This is a genomic window from Pedobacter frigoris, from assembly GCF_032678645.1.
In the GTDB taxonomy this organism is placed as follows: Bacteria; Bacteroidota; Bacteroidia; order Sphingobacteriales; family Sphingobacteriaceae; genus Pedobacter; species Pedobacter frigoris_A.
The window spans coordinates 253814-278744 of the sequence record NZ_JAVTSP010000006.1; the positions used below are offsets into that span (position 1 = coordinate 253814).

At 40.1% G+C, this 24931-nt stretch carries 24 protein-coding genes; 10 read left to right on the forward strand and 14 right to left on the reverse strand.

Annotated elements, in window-relative coordinates; genetic code table 11:
- Positions 1 to 74 precede the first annotated feature (74 nt).
- Complete coding sequence (locus R2Q78_RS18545; RefSeq protein ID WP_316794043.1) at positions 75 to 1019, forward strand: glycoside hydrolase family 25 protein; 945 nt, start codon at positions 75 to 77, stop codon at positions 1017 to 1019.
- On the opposite strand, the gene cls is transcribed toward R2Q78_RS18545, so the two are convergent.
- Positions 1016 to 2509, reverse strand: a complete 1494-nt coding sequence (gene cls / locus R2Q78_RS18550) for a cardiolipin synthase (protein ID WP_316794044.1) — start codon at positions 2507 to 2509, stop codon at positions 1016 to 1018. The two genes, R2Q78_RS18545 and cls, sit on opposite strands and share 4 nt — an antisense overlap.
- A 39-nt stretch (positions 2510 to 2548) precedes the next feature.
- On the opposite strand from cls, the gene R2Q78_RS18555 reads away from it, so the two are divergent.
- Entirely contained in the window at positions 2549 to 2974 is a 426-nt protein-coding gene (locus tag R2Q78_RS18555) for a GNAT family N-acetyltransferase (RefSeq protein ID WP_316794045.1), read from the forward strand.
- Between the two features lie 3 nt (positions 2975 to 2977).
- Here R2Q78_RS18555 and R2Q78_RS18560 read toward each other — a convergent pair whose 3' ends face one another.
- The gene (locus tag R2Q78_RS18560; protein WP_316794046.1) at positions 2978 to 4075 is read right to left on the reverse strand and encodes a dipeptide epimerase; all 1098 of its coding nucleotides are present in this window, start codon (positions 4073 to 4075) and stop codon (positions 2978 to 2980) included.
- Positions 4076 to 4126: 51 nt separating this feature from the next.
- On the opposite strand from R2Q78_RS18560, the gene R2Q78_RS18565 reads away from it, so the two are divergent.
- Both R2Q78_RS18565 and R2Q78_RS18570 read left to right on the forward strand, forming a co-directional pair.
- Positions 4127 to 6142, forward strand: a complete 2016-nt coding sequence (locus R2Q78_RS18565; protein WP_316794047.1) for a thioredoxin domain-containing protein — start codon at positions 4127 to 4129, stop codon at positions 6140 to 6142.
- Between the two features lie 7 nt (positions 6143 to 6149).
- Complete coding sequence (locus R2Q78_RS18570) at positions 6150 to 6650, forward strand: peptidylprolyl isomerase (RefSeq protein ID WP_316794048.1); 501 nt, start codon at positions 6150 to 6152, stop codon at positions 6648 to 6650.
- A gap of 61 nt (positions 6651 to 6711) precedes the next feature.
- On the opposite strand, the gene R2Q78_RS18575 is transcribed toward R2Q78_RS18570, so the two are convergent.
- From R2Q78_RS18575 to R2Q78_RS18610, 8 genes are all read right to left on the reverse strand, one after another.
- On the reverse strand, positions 6712 to 7149 hold the full coding sequence (locus R2Q78_RS18575) for a Fur family transcriptional regulator (protein WP_316794049.1): 438 nt from the start codon (positions 7147 to 7149) through the stop codon (positions 6712 to 6714).
- On the reverse strand, positions 7146 to 7586 hold the full coding sequence (locus R2Q78_RS18580) for a hypothetical protein (protein WP_316794050.1): 441 nt from the start codon (positions 7584 to 7586) through the stop codon (positions 7146 to 7148). Before R2Q78_RS18580 ends, R2Q78_RS18575 begins: the two co-directional genes overlap by 4 nt.
- Positions 7587 to 7617: 31 nt before the next feature.
- Positions 7618 to 8853 (reverse strand): ABC transporter permease, encoded by a 1236-nt coding sequence (locus tag R2Q78_RS18585; RefSeq protein WP_316794051.1) that lies wholly within the window; start codon positions 8851 to 8853, stop codon positions 7618 to 7620.
- Positions 8850 to 9479: an ABC transporter ATP-binding protein gene (locus tag R2Q78_RS18590; protein WP_316794052.1), complete on the reverse strand. Its 630-nt coding sequence runs from the start codon at positions 9477 to 9479 to the stop codon at positions 8850 to 8852. Before R2Q78_RS18590 ends, R2Q78_RS18585 begins: the two co-directional genes overlap by 4 nt.
- Positions 9480 to 9488: 9 nt before the next feature.
- The gene (locus R2Q78_RS18595; protein ID WP_316794053.1) at positions 9489 to 9620 is read right to left on the reverse strand and encodes a hypothetical protein; all 132 of its coding nucleotides are present in this window, start codon (positions 9618 to 9620) and stop codon (positions 9489 to 9491) included.
- Between the two features lie 91 nt (positions 9621 to 9711).
- Positions 9712 to 10092 (reverse strand): MerC domain-containing protein, encoded by a 381-nt coding sequence (locus R2Q78_RS18600; RefSeq protein WP_316794054.1) that lies wholly within the window; start codon positions 10090 to 10092, stop codon positions 9712 to 9714.
- A 67-nt stretch (positions 10093 to 10159) separates the two neighbouring features.
- Entirely contained in the window at positions 10160 to 10531 is a 372-nt protein-coding gene (locus R2Q78_RS18605) for a DoxX family protein (protein ID WP_316794055.1), read from the reverse strand.
- 161 nt (positions 10532 to 10692) lie between these two features.
- Positions 10693 to 12324 (reverse strand): ABC-F family ATP-binding cassette domain-containing protein, encoded by a 1632-nt coding sequence (locus tag R2Q78_RS18610; protein ID WP_316794056.1) that lies wholly within the window; start codon positions 12322 to 12324, stop codon positions 10693 to 10695.
- 80 nt (positions 12325 to 12404) lie between these two features.
- Between R2Q78_RS18610 and R2Q78_RS18615 the strand changes: the two genes are divergently transcribed.
- The 3 genes from R2Q78_RS18615 to R2Q78_RS18625 all read left to right on the forward strand — a co-directional run bounded on the left by R2Q78_RS18615 (position 12405) and on the right by R2Q78_RS18625 (position 14100).
- Entirely contained in the window at positions 12405 to 12965 is a 561-nt protein-coding gene (locus R2Q78_RS18615) for a hypothetical protein (RefSeq protein WP_316794057.1), read from the forward strand.
- A gap of 100 nt (positions 12966 to 13065) precedes the next feature.
- Positions 13066 to 13641, forward strand: a complete 576-nt coding sequence (locus tag R2Q78_RS18620; protein ID WP_316794058.1) for a nitroreductase — start codon at positions 13066 to 13068, stop codon at positions 13639 to 13641.
- 3 nt (positions 13642 to 13644) lie between these two features.
- A complete protein-coding gene (locus R2Q78_RS18625) occupies positions 13645 to 14100 on the forward strand; it encodes a 3-oxoacyl-ACP synthase (RefSeq protein WP_316794059.1) in 456 nt (151 codons plus the stop codon).
- 13 nt (positions 14101 to 14113) lie between these two features.
- Here the strand turns inward: R2Q78_RS18625 and R2Q78_RS18630 are convergent, their stop codons facing one another.
- Complete coding sequence (locus tag R2Q78_RS18630; RefSeq protein ID WP_316794060.1) at positions 14114 to 14995, reverse strand: polysaccharide deacetylase family protein; 882 nt, start codon at positions 14993 to 14995, stop codon at positions 14114 to 14116.
- A gap of 129 nt (positions 14996 to 15124) precedes the next feature.
- Here R2Q78_RS18630 and R2Q78_RS18635 point away from each other — a divergent pair, with 129 nt between their 5' ends.
- Positions 15125 to 17632 (forward strand): S9 family peptidase, encoded by a 2508-nt coding sequence (locus tag R2Q78_RS18635; protein WP_316794061.1) that lies wholly within the window; start codon positions 15125 to 15127, stop codon positions 17630 to 17632.
- Between the two features lie 58 nt (positions 17633 to 17690).
- On the opposite strand, the gene R2Q78_RS18640 is transcribed toward R2Q78_RS18635, so the two are convergent.
- Positions 17691 to 18293 carry an outer membrane beta-barrel protein gene (locus R2Q78_RS18640; protein WP_316794062.1) on the reverse strand — a complete coding sequence of 201 codons (603 nt, stop codon included), beginning with the start codon at positions 18291 to 18293 and terminating at the stop codon, positions 17691 to 17693.
- 388 nt (positions 18294 to 18681) lie between these two features.
- Here R2Q78_RS18640 and R2Q78_RS18645 point away from each other — a divergent pair, with 388 nt between their 5' ends.
- Positions 18682 to 20148: a glycoside hydrolase family 130 protein gene (locus R2Q78_RS18645; protein WP_316794063.1), complete on the forward strand. Its 1467-nt coding sequence runs from the start codon at positions 18682 to 18684 to the stop codon at positions 20146 to 20148.
- A 5-nt stretch (positions 20149 to 20153) separates the two neighbouring features.
- Here R2Q78_RS18645 and R2Q78_RS18650 read toward each other — a convergent pair whose 3' ends face one another.
- Both R2Q78_RS18650 and R2Q78_RS18655 read right to left on the reverse strand, forming a co-directional pair.
- Positions 20154 to 21170, reverse strand: a complete 1017-nt coding sequence (locus R2Q78_RS18650) for a glycosyltransferase family 4 protein (RefSeq protein ID WP_316794064.1) — start codon at positions 21168 to 21170, stop codon at positions 20154 to 20156.
- Between the two features lie 11 nt (positions 21171 to 21181).
- Positions 21182 to 23464 carry a glycosyltransferase family 4 protein gene (locus tag R2Q78_RS18655; RefSeq protein ID WP_316794065.1) on the reverse strand — a complete coding sequence of 761 codons (2283 nt, stop codon included), beginning with the start codon at positions 23462 to 23464 and terminating at the stop codon, positions 21182 to 21184.
- Between the two features lie 197 nt (positions 23465 to 23661).
- Here R2Q78_RS18655 and R2Q78_RS18660 point away from each other — a divergent pair, with 197 nt between their 5' ends.
- Positions 23662 to 24867, forward strand: a complete 1206-nt coding sequence (locus R2Q78_RS18660) for an MFS transporter (protein WP_316794066.1) — start codon at positions 23662 to 23664, stop codon at positions 24865 to 24867.
- The last annotated feature ends 64 nt before the right edge of the window (positions 24868 to 24931 follow it).

Below are 24931 nucleotides of genomic sequence, written 5' to 3' on the forward strand. Positions count from 1 at the left end.
AATCCTGTCTGATATCTAATTCCGGTTATTTACAAGTAGACATATAGCCGTCGAAATTGTATTTTTGTCGTAATATGTCGCCAGCCCCAAGAAAAACACCTGCTTCCCGAAAACCTACTTTCCGTCAGACTTACGAGTCAGACGCCTCCGGTCTTCCCCGCAGAAAAACTACTACAAGAAAAACTACTTCAAGGAAGAAAACTACAAAGAAAAAGCCATGGCCGGTATGGCTCAAGTTTTCAATAGCCGCATTATTGCTGGTATTGCTTTCTCCATTTTACTATGGGTATATCATAAAGGGCTTTAGTTCTACATGGCGCTGGATCAAAGACATAGGAGAGGATCCCAACTATCGTACGTATAGCAGCTTTGATATCAAGATTCCAAAGGGTTACGGCATTCATGGAATCGACGTTTCTTATTACCAGGGCAAAATAGACTGGAAGCAGGTGAAAACCATGCAGGAGGATGATGTGAACGTTGATTTTGCATTCATTAAAGCAACTGAAGGGCTGTTTAAAGTAGATCCATATTTTCAGCGCAACTGGCGTGAAGCACCAAAAGCTGGAGTGATCTGTGGTGCATATCACTTTTTCAGGCCGCAAAAATCGGGAGAGTGGCAGGCGAAGTTCTTTCTGCAGACTGTTAAATTTGAGGTGGGTGATCTTCCTCCTGTGGCAGATATTGAAGAGCTTAATGGTGTGCCTGCTTCAAAAATGCGTGTTCAGCTCACTGAGTTTCTAAAGTATATCGAAAAGAAAACCGGAGTAAAGCCGATTATTTATACGGGATTGTCTTTTTATAAAGATTACCTGCAGGGTCATTTTGATGAATATCCTTTATGGATCGCGCATTACCACCAGCCAAAATTAAAAGTAAGCAAGGCGACGAACTGGCACTTCTGGCAACATTCTGATAAGGCTAAGATATCAGGCATCAACCATGTTGTCGATTTCAATGCCTTTAATGGCGATAGCCTGGCATTTGATCGCATGCTGATTAAACGGACAAATTTTTAAAGCAGCGGTGAGAGTAATCGGGCTGCTTTTTCCAGTAATTGTTTGTAGCTCGGCCTGTTGGCCCACTCTTCAGGATCTATTTTTTCAGCATCCTGAAGATCCTGGTAGAATACTTCCGTGAGCTGAGTTCCTATTTTGGTGTCATAGACAATTGCATTCACTTCAAAGTTTAAATCAAAACTCCTGAAATCCATATTTGCAGTACCGATCATAGCTAGTTTGCTATCGGATACCAATGTTTTGGCGTGAACAAAGCCTTTTTTGTACTGGTAAATTTCAACTCCTGATTTCAACAGGTCGTTGTAATAGGAGCGGGCGGCAGAGTTGACCAGCACAGAGTCTGACTTTCCGGGCACAAGCAGCTTTACAGCTATCCCACTCAATGATGCTATACTCAGGGCATCGAGCAGGCTCTCGCCGGGGATAAAATATGGGCTTGTGATGAGGATCTCTTTTTCGGCAAGGTTGATGGCCTGAAGGATAGAGAATAAGATGGTGGGTGATTCTGAGTCGGGGCCACTGGCTGCAATCTGTACAATGGTGTTGTCCTTAGTAGGCTCCACTGACTTCTGAGGGAAAAAAGCAGGATCCCGTTTCAGTGGCTCCTCCGTGCAGAAGTTCCAGTCGCACAAAAATAGGTATTGAAGATATTGAGTACCCGGTCCCTCAATCTTTAGGTGAGTATCCCTCCAGAATGTTCTTTGAGGCTTGCTACTGTTGTTGATGTACCTGTCGCTCACATTAATTCCACCAACAAAAGAAGTGATGCCATCTATGACAATGATTTTTCTGTGGTTCCTGTAATTTAGCCGGTTAGCCAATAATATGAAGTGCACCTTTAAGAACGGATACGCTTCTATCCCATTTTCTCTTAGCTTAGGCACCAGCTTTTTGCGGATATCCCTGCTACCGAAGTCATCATAGATAAAACGCACTTTTATTCCTTCTTTAGATTTTTCGATGAGTGCCTCAGCAAGCTGCCGGCCAATATCGTCATCTTCAAAAATGTAGTATTCAATATGGATGTGGTGCTTTGCTGCTTTGATGGCCAGTAGTACCTCCGGAAACTTATGCTCACCGTTGATCAGCAGTTTTACTTCATTATTGGTTGTCAAAGGGCTCATGGAGTCTTTTAACAACATAAAAGCAAGTTCCTTATTACTCAGTATTTTTTCATTATTTTCCTGGATCGTTTGTCTGGAGTAAAGCATCAGGTCTTCCCTGAATTTGGTTGCCAGCTCATCGTCTTCATAAAGTTTTTTGCTGTACATCTTTCTGTGTCGGTAGTTGATGCCAAAGAAGAAATAAAATATCATCCCGAAAAATGGAACAAAGACTGCAAAAAGCAGGTAGGCCAGGGTCTTGGTCGTGCTGCGGGTATCATAGATGATGCGCAGACAGACTAGTCCGAGAACAATTAAGTAAACAATTTCCGCAATGAGCAGCCAATCCAGATTCATAAAAGTATCGCCATTTGTGGCAAAATACAAAAAGCATTTTTAAATTGGCTGCTAAATTGACCCCAAAATATGAATATCAGGACAGCTGTAGCAGGCGATGCAAAAGCCATTCAGAATTTGATGAACCAGCTTGGTTACCCTACCGAGGATGGTTTTATAGAAAGAAGACTGGAGGTGTTATCCAGGAATTCTGAACATGCAGACTTTGTTTGTGAAATGGAAGGTGCTGTTGTAGGCTTTATATCTATTCATTTTATTCCCCAGATTGCATTTGATGGAGATTATGCTGTCATTAGCTACCTGATTGTAGATGATCAGGTAAGAAGCAAGGGAGTAGGTAAGGCATTAGAAGAATATTGCACGGAGCTTGCGACCGCCAGGAAATGCAAGCGCATAATGGTACACAGTAATGCAAGAAGAACCGATGCACACCGATTTTACCTGAGACAGGGTTTTATAGAATATCCAAAGGATTTTATCAAGAAACTATTTTAAGCTTTAAATGATCCATTTTTCGCAGGTTTTTAAAAACGAAGGAGCTGCATCTGCGCCGATGCCTGGTGTTTCTGGAGCGTCTATCAAATATCCGTTATAGGTTAATCCGCCGACTACCGGATCAATAAGGTGCCCAAGTAAACAGGAATCCATATCGAAGAAGACTACATTTGGACTGGACAATGCGAAGTGCAGGTTGGCACTTAATGCGATTCTGCTTTCCAACATGCCGCCAATCATGCATTTGGTGCCTGTCTGCAATGCTATTTCATGAATTTTCTGAGCTTCGAGAATCCCGCCTGATTTTGAGAATTTGATGTTTATGTAGTCCGTAGACCCACTATTGATGAGTTTACGGGCATCGTGATGGTTATAACAGCTTTCATCCGCCATGATCGGAATTGAAGAATTGGCTTTTAATTCAGGCAATTTATCGTCATACCATGTCCTCATGGGCTGCTCACAAAACTGGATATTGAAAGGTTCAAGTATCCCAAGGGCCAGTAAAGCATCATCAAAGCTCCATCCCTGGTTGGCATCCAGTCTTAAAATGACTTCATCTCCAACAGCATTCCTGATCTGTCTTACTCGTTCAATGTCAGAATGCACGTCTTTGCCGAGCTTAATCTTAATGATGCGGCAACCCTTCGTTACAAATGACAATGCGGCGGCAGCCATAGTTTCCGGAGTGCCGATGCCGATGGTCATGTCTGTTTCTATGGTCCTTTTTTCTCCGCCAAGGAATTGGTATAATGGCTGGCGTGCATGTTTGGCAGCAATATCAAACAAGGCCATATCAAAAGCGCTCTTAATGGTGCTATTGTGTGCGGCGTATCCCAGAATGTCATTCATGCGTTCAGGAATATCAAGCGGATCTTTGCCAATCAGTACCTTAGAAAATTCCTTTGCTATTATTATGCAAGTTTCCTGACTTTCACCGACAATCATTGGAAATGCAGAACATTCGCCTACTCCATAGATACCATTACTACAGTATATTCTAATGAGCACATTCTGAGCGTAATGCATGGTTCCTGTAGCAATTACAAAAGGTTCTGTAGGTATGCTGAACCGATAGATTTCGATATGGCTGATCTTCATACGGATGCTGTTTTATCTAGTAAAAATACAATTAATCTTTACCTTTAGTGTATGAATCATGAACCCAATAGCCTCATTAAGGCATCCTCACCTTATTTGTTACAGCATGCTTATAACCCGGTAAACTGGTATGAATGGGGAACTGAAGCCCTGGAGAAAGCCAAATCAGAAAATAAACTGATTCTGGTGAGTATTGGTTACTCTGCCTGTCACTGGTGCCATGTGATGGAACGTGAAAGTTTTGAAAATCACGAGGTGGCCGAAGTGATGAACCAGCATTTTATATGTATTAAGGTAGACAGAGAGGAAAGACCCGATATCGATCAGATATATATGCTGGCCATACAATTGATGACCGGGAGTGGGGGCTGGCCGCTGAACTGTATTTGTCTGCCAGACCAGCGTCCGATATACGGTGGTACTTATTTTAAAAAGGAAGACTGGATCAACGTTTTGTTGAGCGTTGCTGACTTGTGGAAAAATGATCCTGACAAAGCAAAACAATACGCAGACAGGTTGACTGACGGTATCCGCAATGCAGAAAAGATTGTTCCGAATATTAAACAGGAAGATTATACAGAAGTTCAGCTTAAAGAAATAACAGATCCATGGAAACTGTACTTTGACATGTCAGAAGGTGGGTATAATCGCGCGCCTAAATTTCCGCTGCCCAATAACTGGCAGTTTATGCTGCGCTACAGCAGATTGATGAATGACGATGCTACGCATGTTTCTGCATTGCTCACATTGGAAAAAATGGCCATGGGAGGTATTTATGATCATGTTGGAGGAGGTTTTGCCCGCTATTCTGTAGATGGACAATGGCATGTGCCACATTTTGAAAAGATGTTGTATGACAATGGTCAGCTGATCAGTCTTTATGCTGAAGCTTATCAATATTCACATAATCCCTTATTTAAAGATATTGTAGCAGAAACTGTAATATGGCTCGAACGGGAAATGACCTCTGAAGAAGGATTGTTCTATTCTGCATTAGATGCTGACAGTGAGGGTGTGGAAGGTAAGTTTTATGTGTGGGACAAGAAGGAATTTGAAGCCATAGTAGGCGAAGACGCCGAATTACTAGCAGGCTATTACCACGTTACTGAAGAAGGGAACTGGGAAGAAGAGCAAACCAATATATTGCTGACAAGATTTTCATTGGATGAATATGCCGATGTAAGGGGACTTACGATCATAGACCTTCAGAAAAAAATCCGTGCGGCAAAAGCAAAATTGCTGGAAGCCAGAAGTAAGCGGGTAAGGCCGGGACTGGATGATAAATGTCTGACGGCATGGAATGCTATGGCCATTAAAGGCCTCGCTGAAGCAGCTGAGATATTCAATCAGGAACATTATTATCAGCTTGCCGTAAGGGCGGCCGATTTTATAATTGGTGATCTTGGAGCGGAAGATGGTGGTTTGTACCGCAATTATAAAAATGGAAAGGCAAGTATTCCGGGTTTTCTGGATGATTATGCCTTTTTTATTGATGCCCTGATTTCACTTTATCAGTGTGATTTTAGCGAGCACTGGCTAAGGGAAGCAAGGAGGCTCACAGACTATGTGCTTTCTAACTTTGAGGATATGGAAAGTCCAATGTTGTTTTATACTGCAGATAGCGGTGAGGCACTGATTGCCCGCAAACATGAGGTGATGGACAATGTGATCCCCTCTTCAAATTCGGTAATGGCCCAGAATTTACATAAACTGGGATTGTTATTTGATCATGAAGGATATAGCCGTAAGGCTGCGGATATGCTGGCTGCAGTTCACCCGCAAATAAAAACTTATGGCTCTGCTTATTCTAATTGGGCCATACAATTGTTAAATGAGGTATTTGGGGTGAATGAGATTGCTTTGACAGGTGAAGATGTCTCTGAACAGAAGCGTTTGCTAAATACCCATTACATCCCCAATAAAATTACTTTATCGGGAACAAATTCTGAACTTCCTTTGTTAAAAGATAAGCAAAGCTTTGAAACAAAAATCTATATTTGCCGAAATAAAGTATGCCAGTTGCCAGTAGCTACTGTTGATGAAGCATTAAAATTGATAACTAAATAACATCACAATGAGTATTAAACCCAATACAGTAGTATCATTAACGTACGAATTGCATACGACTAATGAAGAAGGACAACAAGTTTTTGTAGAGAAAGCAGATGAGCAAAATGCACTCGTATTTCTTTATGGTACAGGAATGATGTTGCCAAAATTTGAAGAGCATTTAAGCGGTTTAAATGTAGGTGATGATTACGGCTTCGAATTGACAGCTGCTGATGGTTATGGAGAAATTGATCCGGGAGCTTTTGCTGACTTACCGAAAGATATGTTTAAAGATGTAGATCTTCCATCAGTAGGAGATGTTATTCCTTTACAGGACAATCAGGGAAATCACTTCAGAGCTGGTGTAACTGCAGTTCATGAAGACAGCGTATCTGTTGATTTAAATCACCCAATGGCTGGTAAAAACCTGATTTTTGCAGGTAAAATCCTTACTGTACGTGAAGCTACTCAAGATGAATTGGCTCATGGTCACGCACATGGTGCTGATGGTCATTCTGGTCACTAGAATTTAAGAATTACGTAAAATAGAAGGGCTGCTTGTGTAAACGAGCAGCCCTTTTTTGTATCTAGTCCGGTTTTACCGGATTGGTATTGCATTTTTCGCATGTGCCATATGCTGTGGTGCTCATGGTTTTTGCGGTAAAACCATCAGGCATTTTTATTTTTGGAATGCGGACTTCCAGGCAATAGATCTTAAAGCAACTGGTGCAGTTGAAATGTACATGCTCGTCGTGGTGATGATGCTCAGAACAGGATGATGAGCAGATGGCATAATTAGCTGTTCCATTCATATCCATAATCCTATGCAGGATTCCTTTGTCTTCATACGTATTTAAAATCCTGTATAGAGTAACCCGGTCAATCTCTTTGCCCAGCTTTTTTTCAAGTTCAGGCTGAGAGATGGCTACTTCATCCATAGAAATCTCTTCAAGTACACGAACACGCTGTTTGGTATGTTTTAAATCGTGCTCTTTTAATATGTCGACAGGGTTTATCTTGATCATATTGATTTTGCGGCTACCAGTGAAATGGGAGGGTTGTCCATCGCATTTCCTGTACTTAATTTTAACGTTCCTTTAACAGTTATAGTCTGGTAGGTGAATTTAATCGGCTCTGCCATCTCTACCATAACCATGATCGGTACCCCATTTTTACCACAGTAAAAACATTGATTGATCGGTAATGTAGAAAGCATGAATTTGGTCTGTTTCATTCCATCTTTGATGGGAACAATATAACCTTCCAGTTCAAAAGGTTTATTGGCGAACTTTTTAATGTTGGCGTTGTAAACCGGAAACATTTCAGAATCTTTAACAATCTTGAAGTCTACACTGCCAATCACATCCCAGTTATCAGACATTACCTGATCGTCCGGGTTGTGCTGAGCTTTTACCGCCAAGCCTGTAAACAGTAATATTATAAGCATTATTCTTTTTGTCATGATCTGTATTATTTAAAGCTGCTGTCTTTTGTTAATTTTTAGCCAGTATTTTAGAAATATTTGACCTGTACGCCTGTATAGCCGGTATTATAGCCGCAAATATACCAATAGCAAGCCCTGCGGCAAACAAATATATTTCATCCCAAAGTAAAACAATGCCCGTCAGTCTGGCCTGGTTACTTTCCTGGTAACTTCCAATCAATTGCAATGCCAGATGTCCAAGTGCTATTCCAATAACCGTTCCGGCTAAGGTAAGTATAATCCCTTCGGCAATGACAATGACAAACAGTTTTCCCCTGGATGCGCCAAGCGTTCGCATAATGGCCAGATCATAACTGCGCTCTTTTAAAGAGTTGTATAAATTGACAAATACACTGATGGCAGCAATGAGCATGATGAGTACGGCAAACCATTGAAGCGTATCTACACCGACACCGATGAGTGAAAATAACCTGGTGCTTTCCTGCGCTGGAGAAGCCGCCTGCATATTGGTAGATTCATTGACCATACGTGGAAACATCACTACAGACATCGGAGAGCGGTACTGGATCAGTAAGGAAGTCAGTTCACGGTCCTCGTCATGAGTTTCTCCATGCTTATGCTCGTGTTCTTCACCTTCATGATGTTCATGTTCTTCAGCTTCATGATCGTGTTCGTCATGCATTTTCCATACACTCGCTACGTTCGTCAGGATGAGGTTGTCTGTTACATTTCCCTGAGGTTCAAGTATGCCCGCTACAATATATGGATGATCTTTGTGTACATCTGAACTGCCTGTGAGGCCATGCGCGCCGTTAAAGGTATCTCCAATTTTGAGTTTCTGGTTTTGGGCTACGGCCGCCCCGATTGTAGTTTCGAAATCCTTTTGCCAGAACTTTCCTTCTTTTACCTTTAGTTTATAAAGGCTTACAAAATTGCTGTCCGTACCCACAATTCTTACCCCATTGTAGTTGTCGCCCAGTGCTAGTGGTACCGCTTTCTTAACAAAGGGACTATGGGCAAGCTCCATAGCTTGTTTTAACGGGATATTGCCCGTAGGGAAATCTATGTAATAGATACTGCTGAGTATCAATTGCAGAGGACTTCCTTTAGCTCCTACGACAAGGTCTATGTCCTTTGAGTTGTTTTCCAGTTTGTTACTGATCTGCGTTGAGGCCAGGAGTAGGATTGTGAGAATTCCAGTGCCAAAAGCAACGAGCATGATGTTTAATGCAGAGCTTAGTGGTTTGGACCACAAACTTTTCCAGCTGATTTTTAATGGACTCATGCTAATTCGTAGGTGTTGGTAAATGCGTCTTTAACTCTTTTGTCGTGGGTAGCGACAATAAGTGTAGCCTGGTTAATGTTTGACTGTTGGAGTAATAGATCGAGTACGGCGACGGCATTTTTGTCATCCAGACTCGAAGTAGGTTCATCTGCAATCAGCAATGCCGGTTTATTGATCACCGCCCTCGCAATTGATACCCGTTGCAATTGTCCCTGGCTCAGTTCGTTAGGATATGCTTTTATTTTGTCGGCGATACCCAGCGAGGTCAATACTTCATCGACCCGGTTCATATCTTCCGGCAGTTTTGCGAAACTTTGAGCCATCAAAAGATTTTCTGCAATAGTAAGGCTTTTAATCAGGTGTGGCCGCTGGAATACAATCCCAATATTTCTACCCCTGAATTGATCCAGTTGCTTTGCGGAAAGTGTGTATACGGATGTGTTATTGATGCTAACATCTCCATTAGAAGGTCTTAGGATACCGGTAAGGATGTGTAGTAATGTAGTCTTTCCACTTCCTGATGCACCCAGAAGCAACCATTGCTCCCCATTGTTGATCTGCCAGTCCTTAAACCCGATTTGGGCCTTTTCGTTGTAATTATGAGATACAGATTTTAATGAGATCATATTTAATCCTTATTTCTTTAAATGGCTTTTCAAATACTGGAGGTAAAGCTGCCTGCCATCTATCTTTTCATGCCTGCAGCCCGGATTGATCATACTTACAAAAAGTAAGAATGCACCAAATATCAGTTTTTTGTTCATCATATGTGTTATGCAAAAATAGTATATGCAATTAAATTGCAGTTGTCTGAAGTGTAAAGGATTTGCTACTGCCGCTTAACACGTCGGTAACAGACTAACGATGGGCACAGCTACGGCTGTATTTCCAATTGATAAAGTGCGCAAAGGCGATGGTGAATCCACCCAGGGGAATCAAAACTGATTCAAGTTCGTGAATGACATAATGTCCCGAACCAATCAATAAAAAACCAATAATGAGGACCAGTACAGGCACTATCTTTTTGTGCTTTGGATAGGAACTGCTCAAAGACCATATCCCTATAATAAGGGATATCCCAATCATGGTAAGCTCAACCCAACTGTGCGCAAGAAAGCCCAATCCCATAAGCGGGAGTGTGGTAATGAAAAATGGCAGTGCTGCACAATGTATAGCACAGGCGATAGAGGCGGTCATGCCCAGTTGATCAAGTTTTGCTGTTCTGATAAATCGTTTCATGAAATGAAGAATAAGAGTTAAATGTAACTAAGTTGCAAATATAAATGCAATTTAGTTACATTTACAACTATCCTTCTGTTTTATTTATTTTGTGATAATATACATACGATATCATCAGAATGGCTAGTACCACTAATGGGAATACAGCCTGTCCGCCAAAACCATCTACTGCACCGTGGCTGATGCTGGCAAAAATAAAATCAAAAGTAAAGCCAGCGTAGATCCACTCTTTTAGTCTGCCTTTAATTTGTGGAACAACAAGTCCGATAGAACCCAGTACTTTAAATACCACCAGTGCGGTGCCAAAATACTCAGGATAACCCAGGTGTCTGATTCCTTCTTTGGCCAGTTCTGTTTGAGAAGTGAGGGCAGGCATTACACCTTCGAATAGGAAAATCAGGATGGTGCTGACCCAATAAATAATTTTGTCTTTTTTCATAATGTTTAGCTTGTGGTGATCATTTAACTAAACAAAGGTAAATAAGAGTTAAATGAATTTGTATGGAGAGTAGCGACAAAATAAGGGGGGATTTGCGACGGATTATAACAAAAAGGGCACTGAAGTCATTCAGTGCCCTTTTTGTTATATATCGTTTGACTTTATTTGATTCCTTTATAAAGCGAAGCACGAAGTTGAGCTACGTCATCACTTGTAATGTATTCATCATAAGTCATCATCTTATCAATTGTACCATTAGGCGTAAGTTCAATAATTCTTGTCGCAACGGATTCAGTAAGTGCATGATCCCGTGATGTGAATAATGCCGTTCCTTTAAAGTCCTTTAATCCATTGTTTAATGCGGTAATAGATTCCAGATCCAGGTGATTGGTTGGCTCATCGAATAATAATAAATTGGCATGTCTAAGCATCATTTGTGAGAACATGCAACGCATTTTTTCACCACCTGACAGTACTTTAACATTTTTAAGTACCTCTTCTCCGGAGAAAAGCATTCTGCCGAGGAAGCTCCTGACGAATTGCTCATCCTGATCAGTGCCTGAATATTCACGTAACCAGTCTACCAGATTTTCGTCTTTACCTTCAAAATAAGGCGTGTTATCATTCGGGATATCCGCAACATTGATGGTTACCCCAAATTTAAATTCCCCTGTATAGTTTTTTTCGCGGCCTGTCAATACATTGTAAAATGCAGTAGTCGCTAAGCTATTCTGAGAAAGCACAGCAATCTTATCACCTTTATTTACCATGAAGTTGATGTTTTTAAACATCACTTCACCATTCAGTGTACATGAAAGGTTTTCTACCTGAAGGATCTGGTCACCAGCTTCTCTGCCTAGGTTGTTGAATAAAATAGCCGGGTATTTTCTGCTTGAGGCCTTGATCTCAGAAATGTCGATCTTATCCAAAGCCTTCTTACGCGAGGTAGCTTGTTTAGATTTCGATGCATTAGCGCTAAAACGCTGGATGAATTCCTGAAGTTCTTTGACTTTTTCTTCCAGTTTCTTATTCTGATCACTGCGTTGTTTCAATGCCAGTTGACTTGATTCATACCAGAAGGTATAGTTACCAGAGTAAATGCTCATTTTGCTGAAGTCGATGTCCACAATGTGCGTACAAACTGCATCTAAAAAGTGCCTGTCGTGAGAGACTACCAGTACTATGTTTTGGTAATCGGCTAGGAAGTTTTCCAGCCATGCGATCGTATCGATGTCCAAATCGTTGGTAGGCTCATCCAGCAAAAGAATGTCCGGATTACCAAATAGCGCCTGAGCAAGTAATACACGAACTTTTTGATTACCATCGAGTTCTTTTAACTGCTTATAATGATGTTCCTCTTTAATACCAAGGTTGCTGAGCATGGTAGCGGCATTGCTTTCCATATTCCAGCCATCCATTTCCGCAAATCTGTTTTCCAGTTCGCCGGCACGTTCACCATCCTTATCAGTAAAGTCTTCTTTCAAATAGATGGCATCTTTCTCTTTCATGATGTCGTACAATTCCTTGTGCCCCATCATTACAGTTTCAATCACAGTGAACTCATCAAATTCATAGTGGTTTTGTTTTAAAACTGCCATACGTTCACCAGGAGTAAATGCCACCGATCCGGTAGTTTGGTTTACTTCGCCTGAAAGTATTTTTAGAAAGGTAGATTTACCCGCTCCGTTAGCACCAATTACACCATAACAATTGCCATGGGTGAATTTTAAATTAACATCTTCGAATAAGGTACGCTTTCCGTAGCGGAGTGATAGATTGGATACTGAAATCATATTGCTGAAAAATAAGCCGCAAAGGTAGTTATAATTTACAAAATGCTTTTTATTAGTTTTGAAGTTTAGAATTTATACATGTGGAGAAAGAAGAACTAATTGCAAGACTGGATACGCCAATGAAGTTTCAGATGGTGGCCAATTCGATGGCTATTATTGAAAACAATGATCTGGACATCCGTGATCTGCTAGAAATCAGCTTTCATAAAAAGAAAGAGATTGCTTTTAGAGCTGCATGGATGCTCGAATACATGATGAGCAATAAGCCAGCTTCATTTCTTCCATATATTGCTGATTTACTTAAGCTATTGCCTGAGCAGAAAAATCCTTCAGCTATGCGGCATTATGTTAAGATCATAGCCTTACTTACCGCTAAGAATGCAATTTCAGAATATAGAGATGCCATAAAGCAGATAGATTTTGAGTCTGTGATTGAAGTGCTTTTTACCTGGCTGGTAGAGCCTGAAATGCTTGTTGCCACTAAAGTCCATTGTATGCAGTCGCTGGCTAATTTGTCGCCAAGGTATGACTGGATTAAGGAAGAATTACTTGAAACGATTGATTATTTGATCGATATTGAAAGTGTCGCTTTTTTTGCCAGGGCAAAAATGGTAAAAAAGCAATTGAACAGAAAGCGCTAAACTTTTTAGGACAAGAAGGTAAACTATTACATCCTGCAAACATTTTGATAAGTGCTAAATTCTATTTTTGTGGCTATCACTAAAAATATAAAAATAGAGTATGGATCAGGAAATAGAAATTTTAACCCGAATTATTAAGCGCAGACGCAGTATCTTTCCGGCCAGTTATACGCAGGAGGAAATCCCTGTTGATGTTATAAAACAGATTTTAGAAAGTGCAAATTACGCACCTACCCATAAGTTCACCCAGCCATGGCGTTTTATTGTCTTCAGAGCTGAGGGCAAAACAAAACTCGCTGAGGAGCTGGCCCGTTTATACAAGGAAACTACTCCTGGGCATCAGTTTCTTCAAAAAAAATACGATAGTATATTAGAAAAAGCGAGCCAGGCAAGTTGTATCATTACTTTAAATGCCGAACTGCACTCAGATAAAGTGCCTGAATGGGAGGAGCTTGCCGCACTGGCTTGCGCAGTTCAGAATATGGCATTGACTGCTGAAGCATTAAATGTGGGTGCATACTGGAGCTCTCCAGGTATGATTGCAAATCTCAATGATTATCTTAACTTAGGGGAACAGGAAAAATGTTTTGGACTGTTTTATATGGGATATCATAACGAAGAGCCGAAAGGAGCTATTCGCGGACCCATTGAAGATAAAGTAAAATGGATAGACTAATTTATGCAGCACATTAAAGAAACCTTATATAAACTTTGCCTTGAATTTATTGAGCAAAGGATTCAAACTGCTGAAACGGCTTTGGAGCAAGCCAGAGAAGCGAGTAATGACGATACCAAAAGCAGTGCAGGTGATAAATATGAAACCAGCAGGGAAATGATGCAGCAGGATATAGACAGAAATAAAAGATTGTTATTGGATGCTCAGGAAAATCTGAGGGTGCTGAGGGCTGTAGAAATCAATACAGCAAATGCCGATAGGGTAAAACATGGAAGTCTTGTCGATACCAATCAGGGCATGTTCTACATTAGCGTTAGTGCAGGTCAGTTAAATGTGGACGGTAAAGTTATATTTGCCATTTCACCCGCTTCGCCCATAGGAAAGCTATTGCTGGAAAAGAAAAAAGGTGAATCTTTTACCTTCAATGATAAAAAATTCACCGTAAATGGATTTCAATAATTAAGAACAGTTTTTAAAAGCTGTTCTTAATGCTGTTATGTAAAGTTTTAGGGCTCCAATAACCACTTGCGATGATTCTACGGATGGTAAACAAGGGGTCATTTTGGTCACGTTTGTCAGCCAGAGAAAAGGCCATTCTAAATCCTCTTTTCTTTAATTGAGGGATGCCCTGAGCATTCCACAAACCAAACGGATAAGCAAATTCGGTCATTTTCTTGCCTGTGATCTCTTCCAGCTTCTTTGTTGGTTTATCCAGTTGCTCTTCCCAGTCTTTACCTTCATATTTTTTAAAGTTTTTGTGGTCATAAGTATGACTTCCAATCACATTTCCATCATCAGATAATTGTTTGATCTGTTCCTTGGTCATATAATCAACAAACTTGCCTTTTTTTCCAATGGTAACAGTCATGATAAAATAAACTGCCTTAAACCCATATTTTTTTAAAGTTGGGGCCGCAATTGTAAACTGGTCCATATCAGTATCATCGAAAGTGAACATGATTGGCTTGCTTGGCAGTGGTGCGCCGGTATTTAAATAAGCATACAACTGATCTGGAAGAATAGAATGATAGCCGCTATCAGCAAGTAGTTTTACCTGATCTTTAAAATTTTGTACTTCAACAATGTAGTCTTTACCTACTTTTCCGTCTGTAGGTTTCCAGTTGCGTACCTGATGGTAACATAAGATCGGAACCTGCTTTCTTGCCAAAATAGTTTTGGCATCGGCTACCTTTATTTTACTGACATCAACCTTTTCAGCAGGTGCTTCTGAAGAGGTAACTTGCTCAGTACTGTCTTTTTGTATTGAAGAATCGGTATTTGTTTGGGATTTAGACTGACATCCGGCTGTAAAAATAGCGACTGCAGTTAATAAGGGTAAAAAATGTTGTTTCATGTGTAAGTATTTAATACAAAACTATGAAAACACCTGATATATTATTGCATTAACTAACATATTTATTACAAATAAAACCAGCTCTGCACGTTATTAATCAATAATTTAGTCGGCTTAATTAAAACACAAATGAATAGACTTTACATTTTATTTTTATTAGTGCTCTCTGCATGTTTTAATGCAACCGCTCAAACCAAAACTTTCACCATTACCGAAGCAGTTGCGCCTGCTCCAAAAGCAAATTACCAGTTGGCTTCGCGATTTTCACCAAACAAGTTGAGGAAGATCATTTATTCAACAGCAGTAGATCCTCATTGGTTAAAGCTGGGTAACCGTTTCTGGTATGAATACGAAACGCCAAACGGTAAAGAATGGTATATGGTAAACCCGGTCGCAAAAAACAAAACCAAAATATTTGACAATGCGAAGCTGGCAGCAGATATCACCAATGTTGTTCGTGATCCATTTGATGCACAGCATCTTCCGCTGGAGAATCTGAAATTTTCTGCGGATGAGAAAAACATCACTTTTGAAGTGAGAAGTACTATTGATGAAGTGAAAAAAGATAGAAAAGATAAGAAAGCTGCAGATTCAATGCAGAAAAAAATCTTTTTCTTTAATTATGTGATTGCTACGCAGAAACTTACTGAAGTACCGAATTATAGTAAACCAAAGGCCAAGCCATCGTGGGGATCTGTAGCTCCGGATTCGTCAGCTATTGTTTTCTCCAGAAATTATAATCTGTACTGGATGGATAAGGAAAACTATAAAAAAGCAGTCAAAAATGAAGATGACAGTACAATAGTAGAGCACCAGCTAACCAAAGACGGCGTAAAGTTCTATGCTTATGGCGGAGGTGGCGGTGACGACGGAGATGATGAGGAGAGTGAAAAGAATAAAAAGAAAAGACGTGGTGCCTGGGTAATGTGGTCGCCGGATTCCAGACATTTTGTGTTAAACAGAACAGATTCCCGTAAGGTAAAGGACCTTTGGGTTATCAATAGTATTGCCCCGGGCAGACCCACGTTGGAAACTTATAAGTATCAGATGCCAGGAGAAAAAGAATCTCCTATCACTGAAATCCTGCTGTTTAATTTTGCTTCAAAGACCTTTAAAAAGTTGAATATTTCTGCTTTTAAAGATCAGACTGTATCAGTTTGGGGAGCTCCGGTGCTGAACAGAGACCGGGATAATGAGTTCAGACCTTCGATCTGGCTGGGTAACAATAGTAAGATTTATTTTCAGCGCACCAGTCGTGATTTGAAACGGGTAGATGTATGTACGGTAGATATCAATACCAGCGCAGTAACTCCGCTGATCGATGAGCGGTTCAACACATACGTAGAAATTAACCGCCCTGGTTTAGTAAATGACGGTAAGGAGATCATTCACTGGTCTGAGCGAGATGGATGGGCCCACTTCTATTTGTTTGATGGCAACGGGAAATTGAAAAATCAGATTACTAAGGGTGCATTTCATTGTGAAAGCATCGTAAATATCGATGAAAAGAACCGGGTACTTTATTTTACAGCCAACGGAAGAGAAGTTAAGGAAGATCCTTACTACTTTCATTTGTACCGCATTAATTTTGATGGCTCAGGAATGAAACTGTTGAATCCTGGTGATTTTGATCATGCTATAAGCATGGATGATGACAATAAGTTCTTTGTAAATAACTTCTCCAGGGTAAATACTGTCCCTAAGTCTGTGCTTATGGATAATAATGGTAGGGTAGTCATGAATCTGGAAACAACAGATCTTTCTCTATTGATGACTACCGGATATAAATTTCCAGAGCCATTTAAAGTAAAGGCTGATGACGGAATTACAGATATCTATGGGGTCATGTATAAACCATTTGATTTTGATCCGAATAAAAAATATCCAATTATAGAATATGTGTATCCTGGTCCGCAAACAGAAGCCGTAAATAAATCCTTCAGCAGGAGTATGGACAGAACAGAAAGGCTGGCTCAGTTTGGCTATATCGTTATTACCGTAGGTAATCGTGGGGGCAATCCTGCACGTTCTAAATGGTACCACACTTTTGGTTATGGCAATTTGCGTGATTATGGATTGGCCGATAAAAAAGCTGCTGTAGAACAGCTTGCAGATAGATATTCATTTATAGATGCGAGCAGAGTGGGCATAACAGGGCACTCTGGAGGTGGATTTATGTCTACAGCAGCAATGCTAGTTTATCCTGACTTCTTTAAAGCGGCGGTTTCTAATGCTGGTAACCACGACAATAGCATTTACAACAGGTGGTGGAGTGAAAAGCATCACGGGATAAAAGAAGTGGTTACTGCTAAAGGTGATACCACTTTTACGTATAGCATTGATAAGAATCCAGACCTGGCTAAGAATCTTAAAGGACACCTGATGTTAATGACCGGAGATATAGATAACAACGTACATCCGGCAAATACGATAAGGGTTGCAAATGCTTTAATGAAGGCGGGCAAAAGATTTGAATTTGTAATTGTTCCGGGACAACGTCATGCCTTTGGAGATCTTACAGAATATACTTTCTGGAAACTGGCAGATCATTTTAATAAATACCTGATCGGGGATTTCTCGCGATCTGAGGATGTGAGCATTCTGGAGATGGACAGAGAGGTTGAGCGGAAAAGATAAGCTTACAAAAAAGGCCTGGACATTTGTTCAGGCCTTTTTTGTAAAACTATATTAATTATTAAAAGTGAAACTGAACACCTAAGTTGATATCAGCGGTATTTGCATCTAAGCCAAATGAATTGGTTTTTACTTTATTGCCTGTCAGTTCATTTTTTACCTGATAGTTGTTATAACCCAACCCGTTTACAGAAACCTCAATTCCAACTCTTTTAGTAGGGAAGAATGCAAAGCCCGGTGAAACATAAGCTCCTATGCTTGTAGTAGAAGCAGTTTTGTCGCCAGTATTGCCATCAACGTCTACAGCTTTATCGTTACCAAATGCCATAGGAACTGACAATTGACCGAAGAATTTAAACTGGTCTGACAAGCCTACATAGTAACGTCCGAAAGGAGCTACTTCAAAAGCCTGGTTTAAGTTTTTCTGACTTACGGACTTATCGTAAGAATAACCTACACCAGTACCTACTGCAAAATTGTCGCTTACAAAATATCCCGCACTTGGAATCACTTTAAAACTAAAATCAGATTTATTGGCACCATCAACTTTTGAAGTACTGAAACCTACATTTCCACCAACAAGAAATTTTCCTTTTTCAGTTTGTGCCTGAGTGGTAAAAGCAAATGCTGCAACTGCGACTAATGATAATAATAATTTTTTCATCTCTTTGTTTTTTTAATTTATAATAAGGCCAGTATTGTGTTTTGTTTTCTGACCATTTGTGTTATATAGTCAATAGATGTGCCAGACGTAATCTTCATTTTTTTTAATGAAATGCAATTTTTTGTAAATACTTAATTAATAGAGGAATAGGTTTTTTAAAAAATGTCTTTGTTATTTTGCCATGACAATAGCCCTGAATTTATAATATTTTCGATAGCTATGAATGTAGTCAATTTGACTATTTTTGTTTAATTGTCAGCATTTTTGATGTCATTTTTGTCAGCATATCTGACAAGTTTTAGTAACAATTCATGTAGCATCAAAATAATCCCATTAAAAAAAATTATATTCATAAAACCTTTATACCCCTCTAAAACGTTATTAGCATATGAGATTATCAATAGAACGAAAACCGGTTAAAGTTTATCCAGACCCTAAGCGAGTAATAGCAAGATTTTTTTTCAATGGAGAGGAGCGTGCGGTAGAGGTGGTAAAGCATGTGATGAACCTTTCAGATGAAGAGGTATTTGGACTCATTTCTCCGTTATTGCAGGAATACTCAAAAAGACACAGGAATATAACGAAGATACTTATCCGTCACAGTAAGAAGGTCAGAAACTCAGTTGAACGCGCAGGATTTGATTTTGATGACATCGATAAATACAGGAAGTTACTGTTAGGATCTTATTTTACACACGAATATTCCATTGAATCTGCTGCCTTTTTTAATCCTTCGGTAGTGGAAGATCCGGATCAATCGGATCTGGTGGAGGGTGAAAGAAGATTAATCATCAGCTTCAGAGCTGTAGGTGAAGGGCATATTTCTTCTGTAGTATTTAGAAGAGCGCTGATTGATCGTAATAATGACATTACAGTTATTCCTGCGGGTAATTATATAGACGAGGCAGAGGTCATAAAAAATGCTGTATATAATAAGAAACTCTTCCTGAAAAAAGCTGCCGATTCAAAAATAGATATAGAAGTATTGGATGAGGTGGGTACCAAACTTCAGGATAAATTTGACTATGCTACCCTTAGGAAAGTTATCCTGGATGGTAAAAGTCTGCAGGAAAATGACCTTAGAAAGCTTGAATATGATAAAATATTGTGGTTGTCTGATACCTATCATGAGATCAGTTTTTCAAGAGACACCGATATTTCAGACCGTGTCATCTTTCCTATTTCAGAATTTGAACGTAAAGGAATAGAAGATGCCAGGTTTGTACGCTTTGTAAAAGATGATGGCTCTGTAATTTATTATGCAACCTATACTGCTTTTGATGGAGCGATGATTATGCCTAAGTTGCTGCAAACCACTGATTTTTATGATTTTAAAATTAGCCCGCTTCATGGGATAGGGGCCCAGAATAAAAATCTGGCGTTATTTCCCCGAAAAATTGGCGGTAAATATGTAATGATGTCCAGGATTGATGGATTTAATAATTACCTGATGTATTCAGATAAGCTGACGGTCTGGGACAATCCTGTAATGTTACAAGAGCCAAAATTTCCATGGGAATTTATACAAATTGGTAATTGCGGTTCGCCGATAGAGACCGCTGAAGGCTGGTTGATGATCACGCATGGTGTAGGTCCGATGCGCCGTTATTGCCTTGGTGCCAGCCTCTTTGATATTGATGATCCATCTATTGAGATAGGAAGATTAAGTGAGCCTTTAGTGATACCGAATACAGATGAAAGAGAAGGTTACGTGCCCAATGTGCTTTACTCATGTGGTTCCATTGTACACAACGATCTGCTGGTGATCCCATACGGCCTGTCTGATTATTGCTCTTCTTTTGCAACAGTAAGTCTGGAGCTGTTATTGAATAAGCTTAAGGGTTCGAATAGCTAAAAATTTCAATACTTTTCTGACAATATTTTCTGGTAGAGGGCTAAATAATCCTCTGCCATTTTTTTTGCCGAAAATTTAGCGATGGCATGTGCTCTGCATTTTTTCCTGTTGACACCGGGTAACAACATTTTTATCACCTGAACTGCCTGTTCGACATCTTTTACTAAGAACCCTGTTTTTTTATCAATAATCAGTTCAGGCATTGACCCTCTGTTGAAAGCAATCACAGGTGTTCCACAGGTCATGGCTTCGGCCACGCTCAGGCCAAATGGTTCTTCAAAATTAATGGGATGTAACAAAGCCGCTGCTTTCCCCAGTAGTTCATTGCGCTCTTCAGGGCCGGCTGCACCCAAAAATTCTACAGATTTTCCTAAAAAGGGTTCTACTTTTTCCAGAAAATAGCGTTCATCCTGAATGATTCCTGCAATGAGTAGCTTTCTGCCTGTTTTTAGCGCAATTTCTATGGCTTCAGCCGTACCTTTATCAGGATGAATTCTGCCAAAAAATAATAAGTAATCTTCCGGCTGTGCCACAAAGTCGAACTCATCTGTAACTATTCCATTGTATACCGTATCAAGGTAATTCAGATCGGGATGCCGATCTGAATTGCTGATTGAAACATAGTAGGTATGGTCGTTGTATTTTTTGTAAACGGGAATGATTTTTTCAGATGAAAATCCGTGTATGGTTGTGATTAACGGTGTATTGATCAATGCAGAATAAGTGAGCGGGAGAAAGTCGAAATGATTATGGATAAGGTCGAAATCTTCTGCCTTTTCCATCAGGTTGCTGATGTGCAGACATTCAGCAACCTTTGCATCAATGGATTTATCTTCTTCATAGCCTCTGTCGACAACTGCATCCAAAGATCCGGCAGTTACCGAATCTCCGGTAGCAAATAAGGTAACCTCGATACCTGCTTTTATCAATTCTTCCGTTAAATTAGAAGCCATTTGTTCCCATGGCCCATAATGTCGGGGTGGGGTTCTCCAGGCTACTGGTGCTAATGCCGCAATTTTCATTTCAATCGGCTTTAGAACTCTTGCTTTTGTGCTGCTGTGAGGTCGCTGCTTTGTATAAATTGATATTCAGATTCCAGCGCTTTTAAAACAATAAGATGTGAAATCCAATAAGCCAGGGTGCTTTCTGCTCCCTGATTTCGATTGATCCCATATTCCTGTAAACCATCACCACATCCCTTGGTTTCATAATCAAACAAAGGCAATCTTAGACTGTTTTCACCCAGAAACCACTGGTAACTTAAATACATTTGTTTAATGTACACCAGATCATGTGTGATCTCGTAGGCTTTAAAATACATGAGTACCATTGCCATTGTTTCAATAGCCTGCTGATCATAAATTGCCATTTCTCCACTATCTCTATATAGCCACCCATCATTTCCAACCGGATTGAGGTATCCTTTGATCAGCGTTTTTTGTGTTAGGTACTCCATACTTTCCAGCGCAATATCCATCGATTCCTGATCCTTGGTGATTTCATAATGACACAATAAAGCAAGGGGCAATATGGCATTGTCATAAGTCATCTTTTCTTCAAACCAATGCCAATGACCTTCTTTATTAGCCTTATAAGCGTCTTTTAATGGAGTTGCCAATCGATCAAACTGATTTCCTATATGTTCGTCATAGGGGTGTGCTTTCATAAAGTTCGATAAACCAATCATCGTATTTGCAATTCCGCGCAAATGTTTCAATTGCGAAAAATGAGGAACCGATTTTAAAAAGAGATCTTTTGCAAATTCCCGATAAGAGTTATTTGGTGCATTTTTGATCAGGTAACCCAATGACCATATTGTTCTCCCAAAGGAATCTTCAGAGCCTACTTCATCCAGATATTCACGTTTAAAACTTAGAAAGTTCCTGAAATTTCCATCCTCCAGCTGCATATATTGGATGTAGCTCAGATAAATTGGCAACAATTCTAAGGCGACTTTACTTTTATTTTGCTGATATGCCAGTATAGTTAGAATTAAGGCCCTGGAATTATCGTCCAAACAGTAACCTTCCTTTAAGTTTGGAATCCCGTATTTCGCATGTTGTACAATACCGGTATCATCTGTAAGTCGCTGGATATGTGCTAAACTGAAGGTCGGCATCATATCAGGATCAATAATAGGTTTACCACCTTGCTCATTTTCCGATAGGAATTTAGCTATTGCCTCGTCGAGTACATCAACAAATACCTCACCGGTAGTCGGCCACCTCAAATGCAATCCATATTCAAATGCATTTGATTTAAGCTGTTGCAGTTTGTTTTTATCAGCAAATAATTCGTTGACAATATTTGCCAGGCTTTCCGAATCTTTGAAATCAAATAACCGGCCCCTGTTGTCAGCCAAAAGTTCCTGTGCATGCCAGTATGGAGTAGAGATTACCGCTGCACCGGCTCCGATGGCATATGATAAAGTCCCGCTGGTGATCTGTGCTTCGTTTAAGTATGGTGTGATGTACATATCGCACGCTGTCAGATAGTCGTGAAGTTCCTCTTCCGACACAAACTTGTTGACAAACGTGATATTGTCTTCTACATTCAGTTTTCGCGCCAGCCGTTTCAGACTATCTCTATATTCCTCTCCGGAATTCCGGATTACCCCAGGGTGTGTTGTGCCCAAGATAACATACATCACATCAGGATTTTGAGCTACGATCCTAGGTAGCGCTTCTATCACTGTTTCAAGTCCTTTGTTACGGCTGATCAGACCAAACGTAAATAATACTTTTTTCCCTTTAAAAGCCAGTGATTGCCTAACCGGATTATCTGTTTTGGGCTCCAGATCGGGAACTCCATGCTCAATCAACTGGATCTTTTCGAAAGGAATACCGTAGATACTGGTTAGAAAACCTACCGCACGGTGGCTCATCACCACAATTCTCGAAGAATGCTTGGCAACTTCCCTAAGGACAGTAAGCTGCATGTAGTTGGGATCTTTTAATATGGTGTGAAAGATGGTAATTAAGGGCTTTTGAAGACGGGCTATAAATGGAAGGATATAAACCCCGTTCTCACCGCCAAAAATGCCATATTCATGCTCTAATATACAGGCATCTGCAAGACTTGTATTAATGTAGTCTGCAGCACGGATATAATCTTTTTGGTTTTCCTGTCTGATGATGTATTTAACCTCTTTGGGATATTCATATTCGTCCAAAGATTCGGTGTCATTCATCGCCACCACAAAACTATCTTCAGAAACAGCATTTTTATTATAACCAATCGCTTTTAATAGATTTTGATTAAACGTTGCAATGCCACACTCACGTGGCGGGTAAGAGGAAATATAAGCAATTTTCATGTGAACTGTAATTATAATAATTGAAACTATGAAGTATAACAACCTTAAGCCTATAATGTTCTCCTTTAATTGGTTTTATTCATGTAATTTTGTTTTTTGTTAAACAAAAATCAGCCGATTGAAACAGGTTTGTTTCAATATTCCTCCAGAATGGAGCAACTGAATGCCTACCTTTGGATTTTAATAAATAACTATCAATGAATTCTGTCTCTACTACTGGAAATGCAGTAGAAAAAACCGTATTTCCTATACTTTTTGCGATTAGCTTCTCTCATCTTTTAAATGATACCATACAGTCGCTTATTCCGGCGATCTATCCTGTGGTGAAAGTTTCCTATCACCTCACTTTTACACAAATTGGATTGATCACCCTGACCTTTCAAATGGCAGCATCCCTTTTTCAGCCATTTGTGGGTCTATATACTGATAAAAAGCCTCAGCCTTATTCTCTAGCTATAGGTATGGGATTTACCTTACTTGGACTGGTTACTTTGTCCCAGTCTACAGGATTTTATATGATGCTGATCTCGGTTGCTCTAGTAGGTACAGGTTCATCTATTTTTCATCCCGAGGCTTCGAGGATGGCGCATGCAGCCTCAGGGGGCAGGAGAGGGCTGGCTCAGTCTATCTTCCAGTTGGGCGGAAATTTTGGAAGTTCATTGGGTCCGTTGCTTGCAGCTTGGATCATTGTGCCTTATGGGCAAACCAGCGTAATTTGGTTTTCGGCAATAGCTCTAATAGCAATTTTAATATTAAGCAGGGTGGGCAACTGGTACAAAGGGTACATGCTTACAAAAGCTCAGCAAAAAGGTAAAACACAGAGTATCGTCAATACTTTTTCGAGGAAAAAGGTGGTATCTGCTGTTGTTATTTTACTAATATTAATTTTCTCGAAGTATTTTTACATGGCCAGTCTCACTAGTTATTTCACTTTCTACGTGATTCATAAGTTCAATGTTTCTGTACAGGCTTCACAGATTTATTTGTTTGTTTTTCTAGTATCAGTTGCCGCAGGAACTCTGGTAGGCGGACCCGTGGGGGACAGATTCGGGCGTAAATATGTAATCTGGTTCTCTATTTTGGGGACAGCGCCTTTTGCGCTGTTATTGCCCTATGCAAATCTATTCTGGACAGGCGTATTAATTGTACCAATAGGAATGATTTTAGCTTCTGCATTTTCGGCGATCCTGGTGTATGCCCAGGAATTGATACCTGGAAAGGTAGGTTTGGTAGCGGGACTATTCTTCGGTTTTGCTTTTGGGATGGGGGGCATTGGCTCAGCTCTACTGGGCAAACTGGCCGATAGTACCAGCATCGAATATGTGTTTCATATCTGTTCATTCCTGCCTTTGATCGGGATGCTAACTGCATTTCTACCCAATATAGAAACGAGAAAGAAATAAGCGTCTTAGGTAAAGGTAGGCTTATTGTCATTGTAAAATAAAACGTCATCTCGACGATAGGAGA

Bases quoted from the DNA above. Each gene is read 5' to 3' on its own strand.
- R2Q78_RS18610 (WP_316794056.1), bottom strand. From the start codon at position 12,324: ATGATTTCAGTATCCAATCTATCACTCCGCTACGGAAAGCGTACCTTA.
- R2Q78_RS18590 (WP_316794052.1), bottom strand. From the start codon at position 9,479: ATGATCTCATTAAAATCTGTATCTCATAATTACAACGAAAAGGCCCAA.
- R2Q78_RS18570 (WP_316794048.1), top strand. From the start codon at position 6,150: ATGAGTATTAAACCCAATACAGTAGTATCATTAACGTACGAATTGCAT.
- R2Q78_RS18580 (WP_316794050.1), bottom strand. From the start codon at position 7,586: ATGACAAAAAGAATAATGCTTATAATATTACTGTTTACAGGCTTGGCG.
- R2Q78_RS18655 (WP_316794065.1), bottom strand. From the start codon at position 23,464: ATGAAAATTGCTTATATTTCCTCTTACCCGCCACGTGAGTGTGGCATT.
- R2Q78_RS18625 (WP_316794059.1), top strand. From the start codon at position 13,645: ATGCAGCACATTAAAGAAACCTTATATAAACTTTGCCTTGAATTTATT.
- R2Q78_RS18600 (WP_316794054.1), bottom strand. From the start codon at position 10,092: ATGAAACGATTTATCAGAACAGCAAAACTTGATCAACTGGGCATGACC.
- R2Q78_RS18555 (WP_316794045.1), top strand. From the start codon at position 2,549: ATGAATATCAGGACAGCTGTAGCAGGCGATGCAAAAGCCATTCAGAAT.
- R2Q78_RS18650 (WP_316794064.1), bottom strand. From the start codon at position 21,170: ATGAAAATTGCGGCATTAGCACCAGTAGCCTGGAGAACCCCACCCCGA.
- R2Q78_RS18585 (WP_316794051.1), bottom strand. From the start codon at position 8,853: ATGAGTCCATTAAAAATCAGCTGGAAAAGTTTGTGGTCCAAACCACTA.
- R2Q78_RS18565 (WP_316794047.1), top strand. From the start codon at position 4,127: ATGAATCATGAACCCAATAGCCTCATTAAGGCATCCTCACCTTATTTG.
- R2Q78_RS18640 (WP_316794062.1), bottom strand. From the start codon at position 18,293: ATGAAAAAATTATTATTATCATTAGTCGCAGTTGCAGCATTTGCTTTT.
- R2Q78_RS18635 (WP_316794061.1), top strand. From the start codon at position 15,125: ATGAATAGACTTTACATTTTATTTTTATTAGTGCTCTCTGCATGTTTT.
- R2Q78_RS18560 (WP_316794046.1), bottom strand. From the start codon at position 4,075: ATGAAGATCAGCCATATCGAAATCTATCGGTTCAGCATACCTACAGAA.
- R2Q78_RS18660 (WP_316794066.1), top strand. From the start codon at position 23,662: ATGAATTCTGTCTCTACTACTGGAAATGCAGTAGAAAAAACCGTATTT.
- R2Q78_RS18605 (WP_316794055.1), bottom strand. From the start codon at position 10,531: ATGAAAAAAGACAAAATTATTTATTGGGTCAGCACCATCCTGATTTTC.
- R2Q78_RS18595 (WP_316794053.1), bottom strand. From the start codon at position 9,620: ATGATGAACAAAAAACTGATATTTGGTGCATTCTTACTTTTTGTAAGT.
- R2Q78_RS18575 (WP_316794049.1), bottom strand. From the start codon at position 7,149: ATGATCAAGATAAACCCTGTCGACATATTAAAAGAGCACGATTTAAAA.
- R2Q78_RS18545 (WP_316794043.1), top strand. From the start codon at position 75: ATGTCGCCAGCCCCAAGAAAAACACCTGCTTCCCGAAAACCTACTTTC.
- R2Q78_RS18645 (WP_316794063.1), top strand. From the start codon at position 18,682: ATGAGATTATCAATAGAACGAAAACCGGTTAAAGTTTATCCAGACCCT.
- R2Q78_RS18620 (WP_316794058.1), top strand. From the start codon at position 13,066: ATGGATCAGGAAATAGAAATTTTAACCCGAATTATTAAGCGCAGACGC.
- R2Q78_RS18630 (WP_316794060.1), bottom strand. From the start codon at position 14,995: ATGAAACAACATTTTTTACCCTTATTAACTGCAGTCGCTATTTTTACA.